13 protein-coding genes are annotated in these 15,685 nt (G+C 59.1%); 9 read left to right on the top strand and 4 right to left on the bottom strand.

What is annotated here, in order from left to right:
- The first annotated feature begins 54 nt into the window (after positions 1–54).
- Together KI617_RS13195 and KI617_RS13190 are read left to right on the top strand one after the other, a co-directional pair.
- Entirely contained in the window at positions 55–2,199 is a 2,145-nt protein-coding gene (locus KI617_RS13195) for an ABC transporter substrate-binding protein (protein ID WP_226446980.1), read from the top strand.
- Positions 2,196–3,368 (top strand): methyltransferase, encoded by a 1,173-nt coding sequence (locus KI617_RS13190; protein WP_226446978.1) that lies wholly within the window; start codon positions 2,196–2,198, stop codon positions 3,366–3,368. Before KI617_RS13195 ends, KI617_RS13190 begins: the two co-directional genes overlap by 4 nt.
- Here the strand turns inward: KI617_RS13190 and KI617_RS13185 are convergent.
- The 4 genes from KI617_RS13185 to KI617_RS13170 form a co-directional block, all read right to left on the bottom strand.
- Positions 3,346–4,014 carry an HAD family hydrolase gene (locus KI617_RS13185; RefSeq protein ID WP_226446976.1) on the bottom strand — a complete coding sequence of 223 codons (669 nt, stop codon included), beginning with the start codon at positions 4,012–4,014 and terminating at the stop codon, positions 3,346–3,348. The genes KI617_RS13190 and KI617_RS13185 overlap by 23 nt on opposite strands.
- A complete protein-coding gene (gene ubiG / locus KI617_RS13180; RefSeq protein ID WP_226446974.1) occupies positions 4,007–4,705 on the bottom strand; it encodes a bifunctional 2-polyprenyl-6-hydroxyphenol methylase/3-demethylubiquinol 3-O-methyltransferase UbiG in 699 nt (232 codons plus the stop codon). Before ubiG ends, KI617_RS13185 begins: the two co-directional genes overlap by 8 nt.
- A gap of 74 nt (positions 4,706–4,779) precedes the next feature.
- Entirely contained in the window at positions 4,780–5,442 is a 663-nt protein-coding gene (locus KI617_RS13175) for an OmpA family protein (RefSeq protein WP_226446973.1), read from the bottom strand.
- Between the two features lie 55 nt (positions 5,443–5,497).
- Positions 5,498–6,832 carry a TRZ/ATZ family hydrolase gene (locus KI617_RS13170; RefSeq protein WP_226446971.1) on the bottom strand — a complete coding sequence of 445 codons (1,335 nt, stop codon included), beginning with the start codon at positions 6,830–6,832 and terminating at the stop codon, positions 5,498–5,500.
- 98 nt (positions 6,833–6,930) lie between these two features.
- On the opposite strand from KI617_RS13170, the gene gyrA reads away from it, so the two are divergent.
- From gyrA to galE, 7 genes are all read left to right on the top strand, one after another.
- Positions 6,931–9,570, top strand: coding sequence for a DNA gyrase subunit A (gyrA, locus tag KI617_RS13165; RefSeq protein WP_226446969.1), 2,640 nt, complete (start codon positions 6,931–6,933; stop codon positions 9,568–9,570).
- Complete coding sequence (gene serC / locus KI617_RS13160; protein WP_226446967.1) at positions 9,570–10,655, top strand: 3-phosphoserine/phosphohydroxythreonine transaminase; 1,086 nt, start codon at positions 9,570–9,572, stop codon at positions 10,653–10,655. The genes gyrA and serC overlap by 1 nt, the downstream gene beginning before the upstream one ends.
- 4 nt (positions 10,656–10,659) lie before the next feature.
- Positions 10,660–11,751 (top strand): prephenate dehydratase, encoded by a 1,092-nt coding sequence (gene pheA, locus KI617_RS13155; RefSeq protein WP_226446966.1) that lies wholly within the window; start codon positions 10,660–10,662, stop codon positions 11,749–11,751.
- A 10-nt stretch (positions 11,752–11,761) separates the two neighbouring features.
- Positions 11,762–12,850, top strand: coding sequence for a histidinol-phosphate transaminase (hisC, locus tag KI617_RS13150; protein WP_226446964.1), 1,089 nt, complete (start codon positions 11,762–11,764; stop codon positions 12,848–12,850).
- A 4-nt stretch (positions 12,851–12,854) separates the two neighbouring features.
- Positions 12,855–13,724, top strand: a complete 870-nt coding sequence (locus KI617_RS13145; RefSeq protein ID WP_226446962.1) for a prephenate dehydrogenase — start codon at positions 12,855–12,857, stop codon at positions 13,722–13,724.
- Positions 13,724–14,563: a DNA ligase gene (locus KI617_RS13140; RefSeq protein ID WP_226446960.1), complete on the top strand. Its 840-nt coding sequence runs from the start codon at positions 13,724–13,726 to the stop codon at positions 14,561–14,563. The genes KI617_RS13145 and KI617_RS13140 overlap by 1 nt, the downstream gene beginning before the upstream one ends.
- A 93-nt stretch (positions 14,564–14,656) precedes the next feature.
- Positions 14,657–15,661 carry a UDP-glucose 4-epimerase GalE gene (gene galE / locus KI617_RS13135; RefSeq protein ID WP_226446958.1) on the top strand — a complete coding sequence of 335 codons (1,005 nt, stop codon included), beginning with the start codon at positions 14,657–14,659 and terminating at the stop codon, positions 15,659–15,661.
- The last annotated feature ends 24 nt before the right edge of the window (positions 15,662–15,685 follow it).

The raw sequence follows: 15,685 nt of genomic DNA, 5'->3' as shown, positions 1-15,685 counted from the left end.
AAATCTCGTTGGGCAGGTCAAGCGGTGTTGCGAGCATTTGTTAAACTGCGTGCCATGCGAAAAATCTGTGTCGGTCTCACCGTTGTCATTGCCCTGTCCGGTTGCGGGCAGGCGTGGAACGATCCGTATCCGATGGCCGACGCGGGCCGCAATATTCTCTACACGGCCTTTACCGACCGCCCGAAGCATCTCGACCCGGCACAGTCCTACACCGAGGATGAGATTACTTTCACCGCGCAGATCTACGAGCCGCCGCTGCAATACCACTACCTGAAGCGACCGTACGAACTCATCCCGGCGACGGTTGAGCAGGTGCCGGTGCCGCGCTTTTTTGATTCTGCTGGCCGGGCCTTACCCCATGATGCGCCCGCCGAGCGCATCGCCGAGAGCGTCTATGAGCTGAAACTGAAGCCGGGAATTCGCTTCCAGCCGCACCCGGCTTTTGCCGTCGATGCTAACGGTCAACCAGTGTATCTGGGTAAAAACCAGGCCGATGGCCGGCAGACGGTGGCTGACTTCCCGCAGACCGGCACCCGCGAACTGACAGCCGACGACTACATCTATCAGATCAAGCGTCTGGCCCATCCGCGCCTGCATTCGCCTATTTTTGGCATGATGGCGGACAAGATAGTCGGCTTGAAGGAGTTCGGCGAAAATCTGCAGAAAGCGGCCAAAGACAAGTCGGCGGACGAATGGCTCGATCTTGATGCCTTCCCGCTGGCCGGTGTCGAGAAGCTTGATAGCCACACCTGGCGCATCCGCATCAAGGGCAAATACCCGCAGTTCCTTTACTGGCTGGCCATGCCTTTTTTCGCCCCGGTGCCGCGCGAGGCTGACCGCTTTTTTGCCCAGCCGGGCATGGCCGTGAAGAACCTGACGCTGGACTGGTGGCCGGTCGGGACCGGGCCGTACACGCTGAGTGAAAACGATCCGAATCGCCGCATGGTGCTGTCGCGTAATCCGAATTTTCACGGCCAGACCTATCCCTGTGAAGGCGAGGCCGGCGATCGCGCGGCCGGCTTGCTGGAGGACTGTGGCAGGCCCCTGCCTTTCATCGATCAGGCCATCTTTACCCGTGAGAAAGAGGCGATTCCTTACTGGAACAAGTTCCTGCAGGGCTACTACGATGCTTCCGGGATTTCGTCGGACAGTTTCGATCAGGCGGTGCGGGTCAATGTCGGTGGCGACGTGGCGCTGACCGACGAGATGCGCGACAAGGGTATCCGACTGCTCACTTCGGTCAAATCGTCGACCTTCTACATGGGTTTCAACATGCTCGATCCGGTCATCGGTGGGCTGTCGCCAAAAGCAACCAAGCTGCGGCAGGCCATCTCGATTGCCATCGATCAGGAGGAGTACATCTCCATCTTCCAGAACGGCCGGGGTATTGCGGCGCAGAGTCCGCTGCCGCCGGGCATCTTCGGCTACGAAGCAGGTGAGCCGGGCATCGATAGCACGGTGTACGACTGGGTCGATGGCCAGCCGAAGCGCAAGCCGGTTGAGGTTGCCAGAAAGCTGGTCGCTGATGCTGGCTATCCAAACGGGCGCGATGAAAAAACCGGCGAGCCGCTGGTGGTCAATCTCGATACGACCGGCGGCGGCATGGGCGAGAAATCACGGCTTGACTGGCTGACCCGCCAGTTCGCCAAGATCGATATCCAGCTCGTCGTTCGCTCGACCGATTTCAATCGTTTTCAGGATAAGATCCGCAAGGGTAATGTCCAGCTCTACTATCTTGGCTGGAATGCCGATTATCCGGATCCGGAGAACTTCTTCTTCCTGCTTGATGGCAATGAAGGCAAAGTGGCCAAGGGCGGCGAGAACGCTTCGAATTACGCCAATCCGGAATTCGACCGCCTGTTTGCGCGCATGAAGAATATGGACAACACACCGGAGCGCCTCGGCATTGTCCGCCAGATGAATCGCATACTTCATCACGACGCGCCGTGGGTCTTCGGCCTGCACCCCAAGAGTTATACGCTCGGCCATCGTTGGCTGAAGAACCGCAAGCCAAATGATGTCGGCAACAATATCCTGAAATACCAGCGCATCGACGTTGCGGATCGTGCCGCAGCTCGACACGACTGGAACCGCCCCGTCTTGTGGCCGCTTGGGCTGGGCTTGCTTGTGCTGGTCAGCGCATTCGTGCCCGCCATGATTGGCTATCGGCGTCGCGAGCGCCGGGCTGCCGTGAAGTGAGGCTGCTTGAGCGTCAGCAGGCGCTTGATACGGGGCTGCTTGGCTTTCGTAACCTGTGGCACCCTCAGCCTTTTCGTGAAATCCGGCCGGACTGGTGTGAGCAATGGCCGGCGCTGGCCGATGAGTTGCTGGCGCTGCCTGATGGCTCGGTTGCTTATCTGAACGAGGATTTGTCAGCAGCATTGAGCCTGCTGGCCAGGCATATCCCGCAGGTTTCAGTGATCGGGCCGTTGACCAAGTTGCGGGCCATGCCGCAGCACATGCTTGCCGAGCGAGGGGCGCACTGGGCTTGGGAGATTCCGGGCCGCAAGCGCCAGCAGATCGAGGCTTTTGCTGCGGCTACTGAAAGCGGTGGCCAGCCGGTTCTTGACTGGTGTGGCGGCAAAGGGCATCTCGGCCGTCTTCTGGCGCAGGCATGGCAGACGCCGGTTCATACACTGGAGATCGACGCCGGCTTGTGCGAATCAGGTTCTGCCTTGGCTCGTCGGGCCGACGTGATGCAGGAATTCGTCATTTCCGATGCAATGACGACGGAAAACTGGCCACAGCCTGGGCAGCACGCCGTCGCCCTGCATGCTTGCGGGGAACTGCATCGGCGTCTGATTCAACAGGGGGCTGAGCGAGGAGTTGGCCGCTTTGATGTGGCGCCATGTTGTTACTACCGCGGAGTAGCCGAGTTCTACCGGCCTCTTTCGGAGGGTTTGCAGCTCTCCCTGAGTCGTGACGATACCCGCCTGGCAGTAACGGAGACGGTCACCGCCTCGCCCCGGGAGACCCGCAAGCGAGACCGGGAAATGGCCTGGAAACTTGGTTTTGACGCGTGGCGCCGAGAGGTTTCTGATAAAGCTTATCGGAGCTTCAAGCCGGTACCCGATGCCTGGATGCGGACGGAATTTTCCGACTTTCTCGTGAAGATGTCCGAGCGGGAGGGCTTGCCGGTTCCCTCGTCAGGTGTCGCCGATGAGTTCGAGGCCAGAGGCTGGCAACGGCGTCATGACTTGATGCGCCTGTCGATTGTCCGCCATGCCTTTCGCCGGGCCATTGAGGTCTGGCTGGCGCTTGATTTGGCCGTATTTCTCGAAACGCAGGACTATGTGGTCAATTTGGGCAGTTTTTGCGAACGGCAATTGACGCCACGCAACCTGCTTATTTCGGCACGGCGTGTCTAACCAGGTATGCCGCCAGTTCGCTTGGCCGGTCGATGATCAAGTCGGCCCCCCAGGTGTGAAGCGGACCACTGTCACCGAGGTAGCCATAGGAAACGGCCACGGTCTTGCAACCGGCCGCATTGCCGGCAACGATGTCGCGTCGGTCGTCACCAACGTAGAGCGTGCGTTCTGGGCGACGGTTCAACAGCCGGCAGGCGTGCAGAATAGGCAATGGTGATGGTTTGGCTTCGGGCGTCGTATCGCCGCTGACGACACAGGTGGTGCGCGGGCTTAGTTGCAGCAATTCGACCAGCGGGTCGGTAAAGCGCATCCGCTTGTTGGTGACGATGCCCCAGGCCAGACTCATCTGCTCCAGCGCATCCAGCAATTCCGGAATTTCGTCGAACAGCCGGGTGGCATGGCATAGCCGGTCGGCGTAGATGGCGAGAAAGCGTTGTGACAAACGTTCGTAGGAAGAATGCGTAGCGTCGATGCCAAAGCCGGCCTTCAGCAGCCCGCGAACGCCCTGCGAGGTGAAGGGGCGCAGGGTTTCAAGCGGGATCTGTGGTCGACCTTCCTCCAGCAGCAGAATGTTGGCCGACTCGCCCAAATCGGGTGCCGTGTCGGCCAAGGTACCGTCCAGATCGAACAGAACGGCATCAAACATGCCGGATGGTGCGCATCAGGTAATTGACGCTGGTGTCTTTGCCAAGCGAGTACGTTTGGGTCAGTGGGTTGTAGCTCATGCCGACAAGCTCTTCAGGTTCAAGATTAGCCATCTTGGCCCAACGGGCGAGTTCTGAGGGCTTGATAAACCTGGCGTAATCGTGTGTTCCCTTGGGCAGCATCTGCAGCACGTACTCGGCCCCTATGACTGCGAACAGATAGGATTTTGGGTTGCGGTTGAGCGTGGACAGGAAAACCTGGCCACCTGGCTTGACCAAGCGAGCGCAGGCCGTGATGACGCTGGATGGGTTTGGAACGTGCTCAAGCATTTCCAGGCAGGTGACGGCGTCAAAACTCCCTGGCATTTCTTCGGCCAATGCCTCGACGGAAATTTTGCGGTAATCGACCTTCTGGCCGGATTCCAGCAGGTGCAGCCTGGCCACACTCAAAGGTTTTTCGGAGAGATCGATGCCGGTCACATTGGCGCCACGAACGGCCATACCTTCGGAGAGCAGGCCGCCACCACAGCCAACGTCCAGAATGCGCTTGCCAGCCAGGCTGATTGCCTGATCGATCCAGTCGATGCGCAGCGGGTTGATATCGTGCAGCGGCTTGAATTCGCTGTTCGGATCCCACCAGCGGTGGGCAAGTTCTCCAAATTTATCCAGCTCGGCTTGGTCGGCGTTGATCATGGCTTTTGTCTGTTCAATTCACGGAAAAGAAAAAGCCCTGCCGAAGCAGGGCTTTTCGTTGAAGCGTCGGCGGATTACTTGGTGCCGATGACTTCGATGTCGACGCGACGATCCGGCTGCAGGCAGTCGATCAGCGCCTTGGTCTTGGCATTGCCCTTGCACTTGTCGCCGGTAACCGGCTGCTTTTCGCCCTTGCCTTCGGTGTAAACACGGTTGGCTTCGATACCCTTGGCAACCAGGTATTCCTTGACGGCGGCAGCGCGCTTCTCGGACAGCTTCTGGTTGTAGGCATCGCCACCGATACGGTCGGTGTGGCCAACGGCCAGGATTACTTCGAGCTTGATGGCCTTGGCCTTGGAGACCAGTTCGTCGAGCTTCTGCTTGCCAGCCGGACGCAGGACAGCCTTGTTGAAGTCGAACAGGGCGTCAGCGGCGACGGTGATCTTTTCACCGGACGGCTTCACACCGGCAGCAGCGGGAGCCTTGGCGGCGCCAGCGGCGTCCTTCGGAGCACAGGCTTCCTTCGGCAGCAGGTCCTTGTCGCACTCGCAACCGGCCTTGTCGGCAGCGGCAGCGGCCGGGGTCCAGTAGCCATCGCGCCAGCACAGGCCGAAGCCGCTCTTGGCGACGACGTCACGCTGGTCGATCAGGTAAACGCGCTCTTGCGCTACAGCAGAGAAGCCGATGCCAGCCAGTAGGGCCAGAACCAGAGATTTCTTGACGATATTTTTGATCATTGTTTTCCCTCATTGAAGAAAATTTGGAAATCTTTAACCCGCTCCGCGGCCGAGATCAAGCCCGCTGGCGGAATTCCAAACTATTCTGCCATAGGGCTATGGCAGATTCCAAGTCATTTTGGTCGTGCTTGAGTAAAGATTTGTCGTCTACGCAACACTTTCCGGCCACCCAGACATGGGTTACAGATTCACGACCAGCAACATTGACCAGATGTGACACGGGGTCGAAGCAGGGGCGTGTTTCCAGTTCCCCCAGGGTGACAGCGCATAGGTCTGCTGATTTTCCCGGGGAAATCGAGCCAACCTCATTGCCGAGTCCCAGTGCATGGGCTGCATTGAGTGTGGCCATGCGCAGGATTTTCCGGGCTGGCATGACGCTGGCGTCACCGGTTAGTCCTTTGGCCAACAGTGCTGCGAGGCGCATTTCACCGAACAGGTCGAGGCGGTTGTTGCTGGCCGCGCCGTCGGTGCCCAATCCGACATTGATGCCGAATTGTCTCATTTTTGCGACTGGGGCAAAGCCACTGGCCAGTTTGAGGTTCGATGTGGGGCAGTGGGCGATATTGCAGCCGGTGTCGGCCAATAATTGCAGGTCGTCGTCATTCAGGTGGACTGCGTGGACCCCGATGAAATTGGGGCCAAGGATGCCTAGTTTGTGAAGTCGCGCCAGCGGTCGCTGCTTGTGCTGTTTGACGTTTTCGTCAATTTCCTGCTGCGTTTCGTGGATGTGGCAGTGCACCGGCAGATTCAGTTGCTCGGAGAGTGTCAGAATCCGCTCGAAAGTGCTGTCCGAGACTGTGTAAGGGGCATGAGGCGCCAGGCAGAAGCCGATCAGCGGATTGTTGTGCCAGGCTTCGCGGACGGCCAGCCCTTTGTTGATGTAATCGGCCGCATCGCTGGCATAAGGGGTTGGAAATTCAAGTGTAGTGATGCCGAGCATTGCGCGCATGCCGAATTCGGATGCAGCCGTTGCGGCCGCATCTGGGAAAAAGTACATGTCATTGAAGCAGGTGATCCCGCCCTTGAGCATTTCAGCGCAGGCGAGGCGGGTGCCGTCGTAAACAAACTGTGGAGACAGATGGGCGGCTTCGGTTGGCCAGATATGTTTCTGTAACCACTCCATCAGCGGCAGGTCATCGGCGATGCCGCGCATCAGGCTCATCGCGGCATGGGTGTGCAGGTTGATCAGACCGGGAATCAGGATGTGGTCCTGAAGGATGCTGGTTTTCTGCGGCGCATAGCGGATACGGGCTTCGCCGGTTGGCAGGATCGCCAAGATGCGGCCGTTGTGGATAGCAAGCGAATGGTTTTTCAGTACCTCGTCGGGGTCGACTGTGGCAATCCAGCGCGCTTCGATCAGTAGATCGATAATTTCGGGTGTTGTTGTCATGTAAAACGGGGTCTGTCCGGTGAAGGTCGCGTGTTAAAATAGCAAATTACGCTTGAATCAACTAATAAGGCATCGCGCAAGCGGTGCGAATGTGAGACATGGACCAATTCGCCAAAGAAACTCTGCCGATCAGCCTCGAAGACGAGATGCGGCGTTCCTATCTCGATTACGCGATGAGCGTGATTGTTGGCCGGGCGCTGCCGGATGCACGTGACGGCCTGAAGCCGGTGCATCGCCGCGTCCTGTTCGCGATGCACGAGCTGAACAACGACTGGAACAAGGCGTACAAGAAATCGGCGCGTATCGTCGGTGACGTGATCGGTAAATATCACCCGCACGGCGATACCGCTGTCTATGACACGATCGTCCGCATGGCGCAGGATTTCTCGCTGCGCTACATGTTGGTCGATGGCCAAGGTAACTTCGGTTCGGTGGACGGCGACAGCGCGGCGGCGATGCGCTATACCGAAGTCCGCATGGCCAAGATCGGCCACCAGATGCTGGAAGATCTGGACAAGGAAACGGTCGATTTCGGGCCGAACTACGACGGTTCCGAGAATGAGCCGCTGGTCATGCCGGCGCGTATCCCCAACCTGCTGATCAACGGTTCGTCCGGTATCGCAGTGGGCATGGCGACCAATATTCCGCCGCACAATCTCAATGAAGTGATCGCTGGCTGTCTGGCACTGCTGGAAAATCCGGCGTTGAGTATTGATGACCTGATTGCCTACATTCCCGCCCCGGACTTCCCGACGGCGGGTTTGATCTACGGCATGACCGGGGTGCGCGAGGGCTATCAGACCGGCCGTGGCCGAGTCATCATGCGCGCCCGGACGCACTTCGAGGACATGGAAAAGAGCAACGGTCGCCAGGCGCTGATCGTCGATGAAATTCCGTATCAAGTTAACAAGAAGTCGCTGATCGAGAAGATCGCCGAACTGGTCAACGAGAAGAAGATCGAAGGTATTTCCGACATTCGTGACGAGTCCGACAAGTCGGGCATGCGCATCGTCATCGAACTGAAGCGCGGCGAAGTTGGTGAGGTCATCCTCAATAACCTGTACAAGCAGACGCAGTTGCAGGACACCTTCGGCATGAACATGGTGGCGCTGGTCGATGGCCAGCCGCGCCTGCTCAACCTGAAGCAGATGCTCGAATGCTTCCTGTCGCACCGTCGCGAAGTGATCACGCGGCGCACCGTTTTCGAACTGCGCAAGGCGCGCGAACGCGGCCACATCCTCGAAGGTCTGGCTGTTGCGCTGTCCAACGTTGATGAAATCATCACCCTGATCAAGGCGGCGCCGACGCCGGCTGATGCCAAGCGCGGCCTGATGGAGCGTACCTGGCGCAGCGCTGTGGTCGAGGAAATGCTGGTGCGTGCAGCTTCCGACGCTTCGCGGCCGGAAGGTCTGGCCCCGGAATTTGGTTTGTCGGCGCAAGGCTATCGCTTGTCCGATGCTCAGGCGCAAGCCATTCTGGAACTGCGCCTGCAGCGCCTGACCGGGCTGGAGCAGGACAAGATCGTTGGCGAGTACAAGGATGTCATGGCCAAGATCCTTGATCTGCTCGACATCCTGGCCAAGCCGGAACGCATCACCGAAATCATCGTGACCGAGCTGGTGGCGATTCGCGAGCAGTTCGGTGACGAGCGCCGCTCGGAAATCATCTTCCAGACGCACGAACTGAGTCTGGAAGACCTGATCACGCCGCAGGACATGGTCGTCACGCTGTCGCATGGTGGCTACATCAAGGCACAGCCGCTGGCCGACTACCGCGCCCAGAAGCGCGGCGGGCGCGGCAAGCAGGCGGCGGCGATCAAGGACGAGGATTTTGTCGATCACCTGTTCGTCGCCAACACCCACGATTACATCCTGTGCTTCTCCAACCGCGGCCGTTGCTACTGGCTCAAGGTTTACGAAGCGCCGCAGGGCAGCCGGGTCAGTCGCGGCAAGCCGATCGTCAATCTCTTCCCGCTGGAAGAGGGCGAGCGGATCAACGCCGTGCTGCCGGTCAAGGAATTCGCCGACGACAAGTTCATCTTCATGGCGACCCGTGCCGGTACCGTCAAGAAGACGCCGTTGTCCGATTTCTCCAATCCGCGCAAAGCCGGCATCATCGCGGTCGACCTGCTCGATGACGATTATCTGATCGGCGTTGAACTAACCACCGGCCAGAGTGACATCGTGTTGGTCTCCAACGCTGGCAAGGCAGTTTGGTTCGACGAAGAGGATGTCCGTCCGATGGGCCGTGGTGCCCGTGGTGTCCGAGGCATGAAGCTGCAAGCCGGTCAGGCCGTCATTTCGTTGCTGGTTGCCGAGAGCGATCAGCAGACTGTGCTGGTCGCTACCGAAAATGGCTTCGGCAAACGCACGGTATTGGCTGACTTCCGCCATTCCGGCCGCGGTACGCAGGGCGTCAAGGCGATTGCCGACAGCGAGCGTAACGGCGTGGTCATCGGCGCCAAGCTGGTCGACGACAACGACGAAGTGATGCTGATCACTACCGGCGGCGTGCTGATCCGCACCCGTGTTTCCGAAATTCGCGGCATGGGTCGGGCGACGCAGGGCGTGACGCTGATCTCGCTGGATGATGGCGAGAAGCTGGCCGGTCTGGAAAAGGTCGCCGAGTCGGTAGCTGAAGCCGAGGCCGAAGGTGAGTCCGATGTGGTCGCCCCGGAAACGGGCGATGCTGCACCGAGCGAAGGCGATGTTGCCGGCAACGAAGGTGGAGAAGCCTGATGAGTCGCATCTGGAATTTCAGCGCCGGTCCGGCTGCTCTTCCCGAAGAAGTCCTCAGGCAAGCGCAGGAAGAACTGCTCGACTGGCACGGTGCTGGCTGCAGCGTGATGGAGATGAGCCATCGCGGCAAGGAGTTCATGTCCATTCTCGAGCAGGCCGAAGCTGACCTGCGCGAGTTGATGGGTATTCCCGAGCAGTACAAGGTGCTCTTCCTGCAGGGCGGTGCGACGCAACAGTTTGCCCAGATTCCGATGAACCTGCTGGCTGGCCGTTCGGCTGACTATATCGTCACCGGCTCGTGGTCGAAAAAAGCCTTCAAGGAAGCGCAACGATTCGGCAATGTCCGCTGTGCGGCAACCACCGAAAGCAGCGGCTTTATCCGCCTGCCGGCGGCCGACGAAATCAGGCTCGATCCCTTCGCCGCTTACTTGCACGTCTGTACCAACGAGACGATTCACGGCGTCGAAATTCCCCCCGAGCGCATTGCCGATACCGGCGTGCCTCTGGTCGCCGACATGTCGTCGCATATTCTGTCGCGCCCGGTCAATGTCGAGAAATTCGGCCTGATTTACGCTGGTGCCCAGAAGAATATCGGTCCTTCCGGCCTGACCTTGGTTGTCGTGCATCGTGACCTGCTCGGCATGGCGCCGCTGACCATCCCGACGGTGATGGACTACGCAGTGATGGCCGAAAACGGCTCGATGCTGAACACGCCGCCGACCTACGGTATCTACATTGCTGGCCTGGTTTTCCAGTGGCTGAAGCGTCAGGGCGGGTTGCCGGGCATTGCCGCGGTTAACGCAGAAAAAGCGCGGATTTTGTACGCAGCGATCGACGATTCTGAGGGTTTCTATACGAATCCGGTCGATCCTGATTGCCGTTCGGCCATGAACGTGCCGTTCGTGCTGGCCAATCCTGACCTTGATGCTGCCTTCCTGGCTGAGTCAAAGGCGGCCGGGCTGGTTTCGCTGAAGGGCCACAAGTCGGTTGGCGGCATGCGCGCCTCGATCTACAACGCGGTTTCTCTGGCTGGCGTTCAGGCGCTGGTCGCTTTCATGAACGATTTCGCCAAACGTAGGGCTTGATCCCATGAGCGACGATCTGCAAAAGGCTTTGGCTGGCGTTCGTACCGATATTGATCGCATTGACGGCGAACTGCTCAAGCTGCTGAACGAACGCGCTCGCTGTGCGCAGCGGGTTGGCGAGATCAAGGCTGAACACGGTGAAGCCGGACATATTTACCGTCCGGAGCGCGAAGCTCAGGTTTTGCGCCGCTTGCAGGAGGCCAACTCCGGGCCGCTCCCCGGTGAGAACATCACGTTCTTCTTCCGTGAAGTGATGTCGGCCTGCCTGTCGCTGGAAGAGCCTCTTGGTATCGCCTTCCTCGGGCCGCTCGGCACCTTCTCCGAATCGGCGGCCACCAAGCATTTCGGCCATGCCGCCCGTTTGCTGCCGCAGTCGTCGATCGACGACGTCTTCCGTGAAGTGGAATCAGGCCACGCGCACTATGCCGTCGTCCCGGTCGAGAATTCGACCGAAGGCGCGGTCGGTCGGACGATGGACCTGCTGCTGGCGACGCCGCTGAAAATCTGCGGCGAAGTGGTGCTGCGCATCCACCAGAACCTGCTGACCAACGAAACCGACCTGAGCAAGATCAGCAAGGTCTATTCGCACGCCCAGTCGCTGGCTCAGTGCCACGAATGGCTGAACCGTGTCTTGCCCAAGGCGCAGCGTATCTCGGTGGGCAGCAATGCCCAGGCCGCTCAGAACGCAGCCGCCGAGCCAGGCACGGCGGCGATTGCCGGTGAGGCTGCTGCAGCGCGTTACAACTTGCCGAAGCTGGTCGAGAACATTGAGGACGAGCCAAACAATACGACGCGCTTCCTGGTGCTTGGCAAGCACGACGCCGGTATTTCAGGGCGTGACAAGACTTCCCTGATCATGTCTGCACCCAACCGGACCGGCGCCTTGCATGAACTGCTGCTGCCGCTGTCTACCGCCGGGGTGTCGATGTGTCGCCTTGAATCCCGTCCGGCCCGTAATGCGCTGTGGGAATACGTGTTCTACGTCGATATCGAAGGCCATCGCGATGAACCCGGGATCAAGGCCGCGCTGGAAAAACTGGCTGGCTATGCCGCCTATCTGAAAATCCTCGGGTCCTACCCGGTTGCCGTTTATTGAGGAAAGTTTCATGAGCCTTGCCGATCAAGCGCTGTCCTACGTCCGCGCTATTTCGCCCTATCAGCCGGGCAAGCCGATCACCGAACTGGCCCGTGAAATGGGCATTCCGGTCGAGAAAATCGTCAAGCTGGCCTCCAACGAGAACCCGCTCGGCATGAGCCCGAAGGCCCGCAAGGCCGTCGAGGCAGCGATTAGCGGTGTCGAACGCTATCCCGATCAGTTCGACCTGATCGCCAAGGTGGCGGGTCGTTGCGGCGTGGCTAACAACCAGGTTGTGCTTGGCAATGGCTCGAACGACGTGCTCGACCTGATCGCCCGCGTCTTCCTGGCACCAGGCCGATCGGCGGTTTTCGCGCAACATGCCTTCGCGGTCTATCCGCTGGCCACGTTGTCGACTGGTGCTGAGTTGATCTCGACGCCGGCCAAGAATTTCGGCCACGACCTGAATGCCATGCGTGCCGCCATCCGGCCGGATGCGCGCATCGTCTGGATCGCCAACCCGAACAATCCGACCGGCAATTTCCTGCCTTATCCGGAAGTACGTGCCTTCCTGGAAGCGGTGCCGAAGGATGTCGTCGTCGTGCTCGACGAGGCTTACAACGAATACCTGCCGCCGGCCGATCGGGTTGATGTGGCTGGCTGGATCAAGGATTTCCCCAATCTCGTCGTCTGCCGCACCCTGTCGAAAATTTACGGGCTGGCTGGTTTACGCATCGGCTACGCGCTGGCATCTGCCGAGGTGGCCGACCTGATGAACCGGGTCCGCCAGCCGTTCAACGTGAACAACCTAGCGCTGGCCGGCGCGCTCGCGGCGCTGGATGACGACGAATTCCTGCAGGCCAGTTACGAACTGAACCAGCGCGGCATGGCGCAGATCATCGCCGGCCTCGAAAAACGGGGTCTCGAGTACATCAAGCCGCATGGCAATTTCGTCACCTTCCGGGTGGGCGATGGCGCTGCGGTCAACCAGAAACTTTTGAAGCAGGGCGTCATCGTCCGGCCGATCGGTGGCTACGGCCTGCCTGAGTGGCTGCGCGTGACCATCGGCACCGAGGCGGAAAACGCCCGTTTCCTCGAAGCGCTGGAGACGGCGCTCTAATTCGATGGCCAAATTTGGCAAGATCGTTGTTTTCGGGACTGGCCTGATTGGCGGCTCATTCTCGCTTGCTTTGAAAGAAGCAGAGGCGGTCGAGGAGGTAGTGGGCTTTGGTCGAACACCATCGACCTTGCGAACGGCGCAGGAGTTGGGCGTCATTGATCGTGCCGGAATTAATCCGCTCCATGAAATCGAGGATGCGGACATCGTCCTGGTGGCAACACCCGTTGCGCAGATGCCAGAGATTTTCTCGCGCATTGCTCCTTATCTTGGCCCGAATACCATAGTGACCGATGGCGGCTCGACCAAGGGCGATGTCGTGGCTGCCGCACGAGCTGCCTTCGGCGACCGTATCTGCCAGTTCGTTCCGGCGCATCCGATTGCCGGGGCAGAAAATAGCGGCCCCTCGGCGGCGCGTTGGGATCTGTATCAGGGCAAGAAGGTCGTTGTCACGCCGCTACCGGAAAACAGCGATGATGCGCTCGATCACATCAAGCGCGCTTGGTCGCTGTGCGGTGCCGACATCTACGAACTGACGCCGGCAATGCACGACCGCGTCTTCGCGGCTGTCAGCCACCTGCCGCATCTGCTGTCTTACGCGCTGGTGCACGATCTGGCGGTGCGCGAGGATGCTGACTTGTTCTTTACCTTCGCTGCCTCCGGTTTTCGCGATTTCACGCGCATTGCAGCCAGCCATCCGGAAATGTGGCGCGACATCTGCCTTGCCAATCGTGAGGCCCTGCTTGGCGAGCTGGACAGCTATCGGGCGCAACTGGATGAACTCCGCCTGGCCCTTGCGCAGAACGATGGCGAGCGTCTCGAGGAAGTATTCGGCATTGCCCGGCGCGCCCGGCGCAATTGGGCCGGCGAGGGCTGATGTCTCGCCTGCTTGGCGCGCTGCTCTTCGGACTGGCGCTTTCGCTGCCGATTGTTTCATGCGCCGTAGAACCTCCTGCCATCCTGTTGGCCAATGTCTATCGCGAGCAGGTTGATGTTTCACGCTATCTGGTCAGCGAGAAACTCGACGGTGTACGAGCGATCTGGGATGGGCAGGTGCTGCGCTTTCGCAGCGGCAAGACCATACATGCGCCGGACTGGTTCATTGCCGGTTTGCCGGAACAGGCGCTCGACGGCGAACTGTGGATCGCCCGCGGCCAATTTGAGCGGGTTTCCGGTATTGTCCGACGAGAAGTTCCGGATGAGGCCGGGTGGCGCGAAGTGCGCTACATGATTTTCGAATTGCCCGGTGCGCCAGGAACATTCAGCGAGCGTGCTGAACGGATACGTCGTCTGGTGCATCAGGCCAATGTGCCATGGTTGCGTGAAATCGAGCAGTTTTCAGTAGCTAACCGCACCAGTCTGAAAAAACATCTTGACGAGGTTGTTAAGGGCGGCGGTGAGGGGCTGATGCTGCATCTGGCCGATGCTGCCTATGAAACCGGGCGCAGCGATGTTCTGCTCAAATTAAAGCCTTGGCAGGATGCGGAAGCGGTGGTGGTTGCTCACCAGGCAGGCAAAGGGCGATTTGCCGGGTATCTCGGCGCCTTGAAGGTGCGAACGCCAGACGGCCGGGAATTTCTGCTTGGCACCGGTTTTTCCAAAGCCCAGCGACAACAGCCGCCAGCTATTGGCACGACCGTTACCTACCGTTTTCGCGATCTGACGAACAAGGGCATGCCCAGGTTCGCCTGTTTTCTGCGGGTGCGGAATGATTGAAATGATCGAGTCTTCTCCGGTCGTCACACTGTTTTGCTGCAGTGCGTCAGCGGGGCAGGTAAAATTCCATTCTCATTCCAAGGGCAGACAGCGATGATTCTTGTAACTGGCGGGGCCGGCTATATTGGTTCGCATACCTGTGTCGAACTCCTGAATTCAGGCCAGGAGGTCGTCGTATTCGACAATTTTTGCAACAGCCATCCAGAATCCATCAAGCGGGTTGAAACGATCACCGGCAAGAAAATTGCTGTGGTCGAGGGTGATATTCGCGATCAGGCGGCCGTTGAAGCAGCCCTGCGCCAATACGACTGCCAGTCGGTGATCCATTTTGCCGGCTTGAAGGCGGTTGGCGAATCTGTCGAAAAACCACTTGAGTATTACGACAACAATGTCATCGGCACGCATCGCCTGCTTCAGGCCATGGGCAATTGCGGCGTCAAGACGCTCGTCTTTAGCTCGTCGGCAACGGTTTATGGCGATCCGCAGCGTTTGCCGCTGACCGAAGATCATCCTCTGTCGGCGACCAATCCCTATGGCCGAACCAAGCTGGTTATCGAAGAAATGTTGCGCGATCTGTTTCGTTCAGATCCATCCTGGCGGATTGGCATCCTGCGCTACTTCAACCCGGTCGGCGCTCATGAGAGCGGCATGATTGGCGAGGATCCGCAAGGGATTCCAAACAACCTCATGCCCTTCGTGGCGCAGGTGGCCGTTGGCCGTCGGGAGAGGCTCAACGTATGGGGCAGCGATTACCCGACGCCAGATGGCACCGGTGTTCGTGACTACATTCATGTTGTTGATCTGGCAGTCGGACATCTGAAGGCGTTGAAACGCTTGTGCGAAGCGCAATGTTTTGAGGTGAATCTAGGTACTGGCACTGGCTACAGCGTACTTGATGTGGTCAAATCATTCGAGAAAGCCAGCGCTTGCCCGGTGCCTTATGACCTGTGCGCACGGCGTCCAGGTGATGTCGCCTCGTGCTATGCCGACCCTGCCTTTGCTGCTCAACTGCTCGAATGGCGTGCCGAGCGGAGTCTGGAAGCCATGTGTGTTGATGCCTGGCGTTGGCAAAGTAACAATCCGAATGGTTTTCGGTAATTTATTCACAGTTCTGGAAAACAC

The organism is Ferribacterium limneticum (assembly GCF_020510625.1).
Classification (GTDB): Bacteria; Pseudomonadota; Gammaproteobacteria; order Burkholderiales; family Rhodocyclaceae; genus Azonexus; species Azonexus limneticus_A.
Note: the sequence above shows the minus strand (reverse complement) of the source record. Positions and strands in the feature narration are given on the sequence as shown.

What these genes read in the sequence shown, in the direction of transcription:
- KI617_RS13195 (WP_226446980.1), top strand. Translation starts at nt 55, where the DNA reads ATGCGAAAAATCTGTGTCGGTCTCACCGTTGTCATTGCCCTGTCCGGT.
- KI617_RS13185 (WP_226446976.1), bottom strand. Translation starts at nt 4,014, where the DNA reads ATGTTTGATGCCGTTCTGTTCGATCTGGACGGTACCTTGGCCGACACG.
- ubiG (WP_226446974.1), bottom strand. Translation starts at nt 4,705, where the DNA reads ATGATCAACGCCGACCAAGCCGAGCTGGATAAATTTGGAGAACTTGCC.
- KI617_RS13175 (WP_226446973.1), bottom strand. Translation starts at nt 5,442, where the DNA reads ATGATCAAAAATATCGTCAAGAAATCTCTGGTTCTGGCCCTACTGGCT.
- KI617_RS13170 (WP_226446971.1), bottom strand. Translation starts at nt 6,832, where the DNA reads ATGACAACAACACCCGAAATTATCGATCTACTGATCGAAGCGCGCTGG.
- gyrA (WP_226446969.1), top strand. Translation starts at nt 6,931, where the DNA reads ATGGACCAATTCGCCAAAGAAACTCTGCCGATCAGCCTCGAAGACGAG.
- serC (WP_226446967.1), top strand. Translation starts at nt 9,570, where the DNA reads ATGAGTCGCATCTGGAATTTCAGCGCCGGTCCGGCTGCTCTTCCCGAA.
- pheA (WP_226446966.1), top strand. Translation starts at nt 10,660, where the DNA reads ATGAGCGACGATCTGCAAAAGGCTTTGGCTGGCGTTCGTACCGATATT.
- hisC (WP_226446964.1), top strand. Translation starts at nt 11,762, where the DNA reads ATGAGCCTTGCCGATCAAGCGCTGTCCTACGTCCGCGCTATTTCGCCC.
- KI617_RS13145 (WP_226446962.1), top strand. Translation starts at nt 12,855, where the DNA reads ATGGCCAAATTTGGCAAGATCGTTGTTTTCGGGACTGGCCTGATTGGC.
- KI617_RS13140 (WP_226446960.1), top strand. Translation starts at nt 13,724, where the DNA reads ATGTCTCGCCTGCTTGGCGCGCTGCTCTTCGGACTGGCGCTTTCGCTG.
- galE (WP_226446958.1), top strand. Translation starts at nt 14,657, where the DNA reads ATGATTCTTGTAACTGGCGGGGCCGGCTATATTGGTTCGCATACCTGT.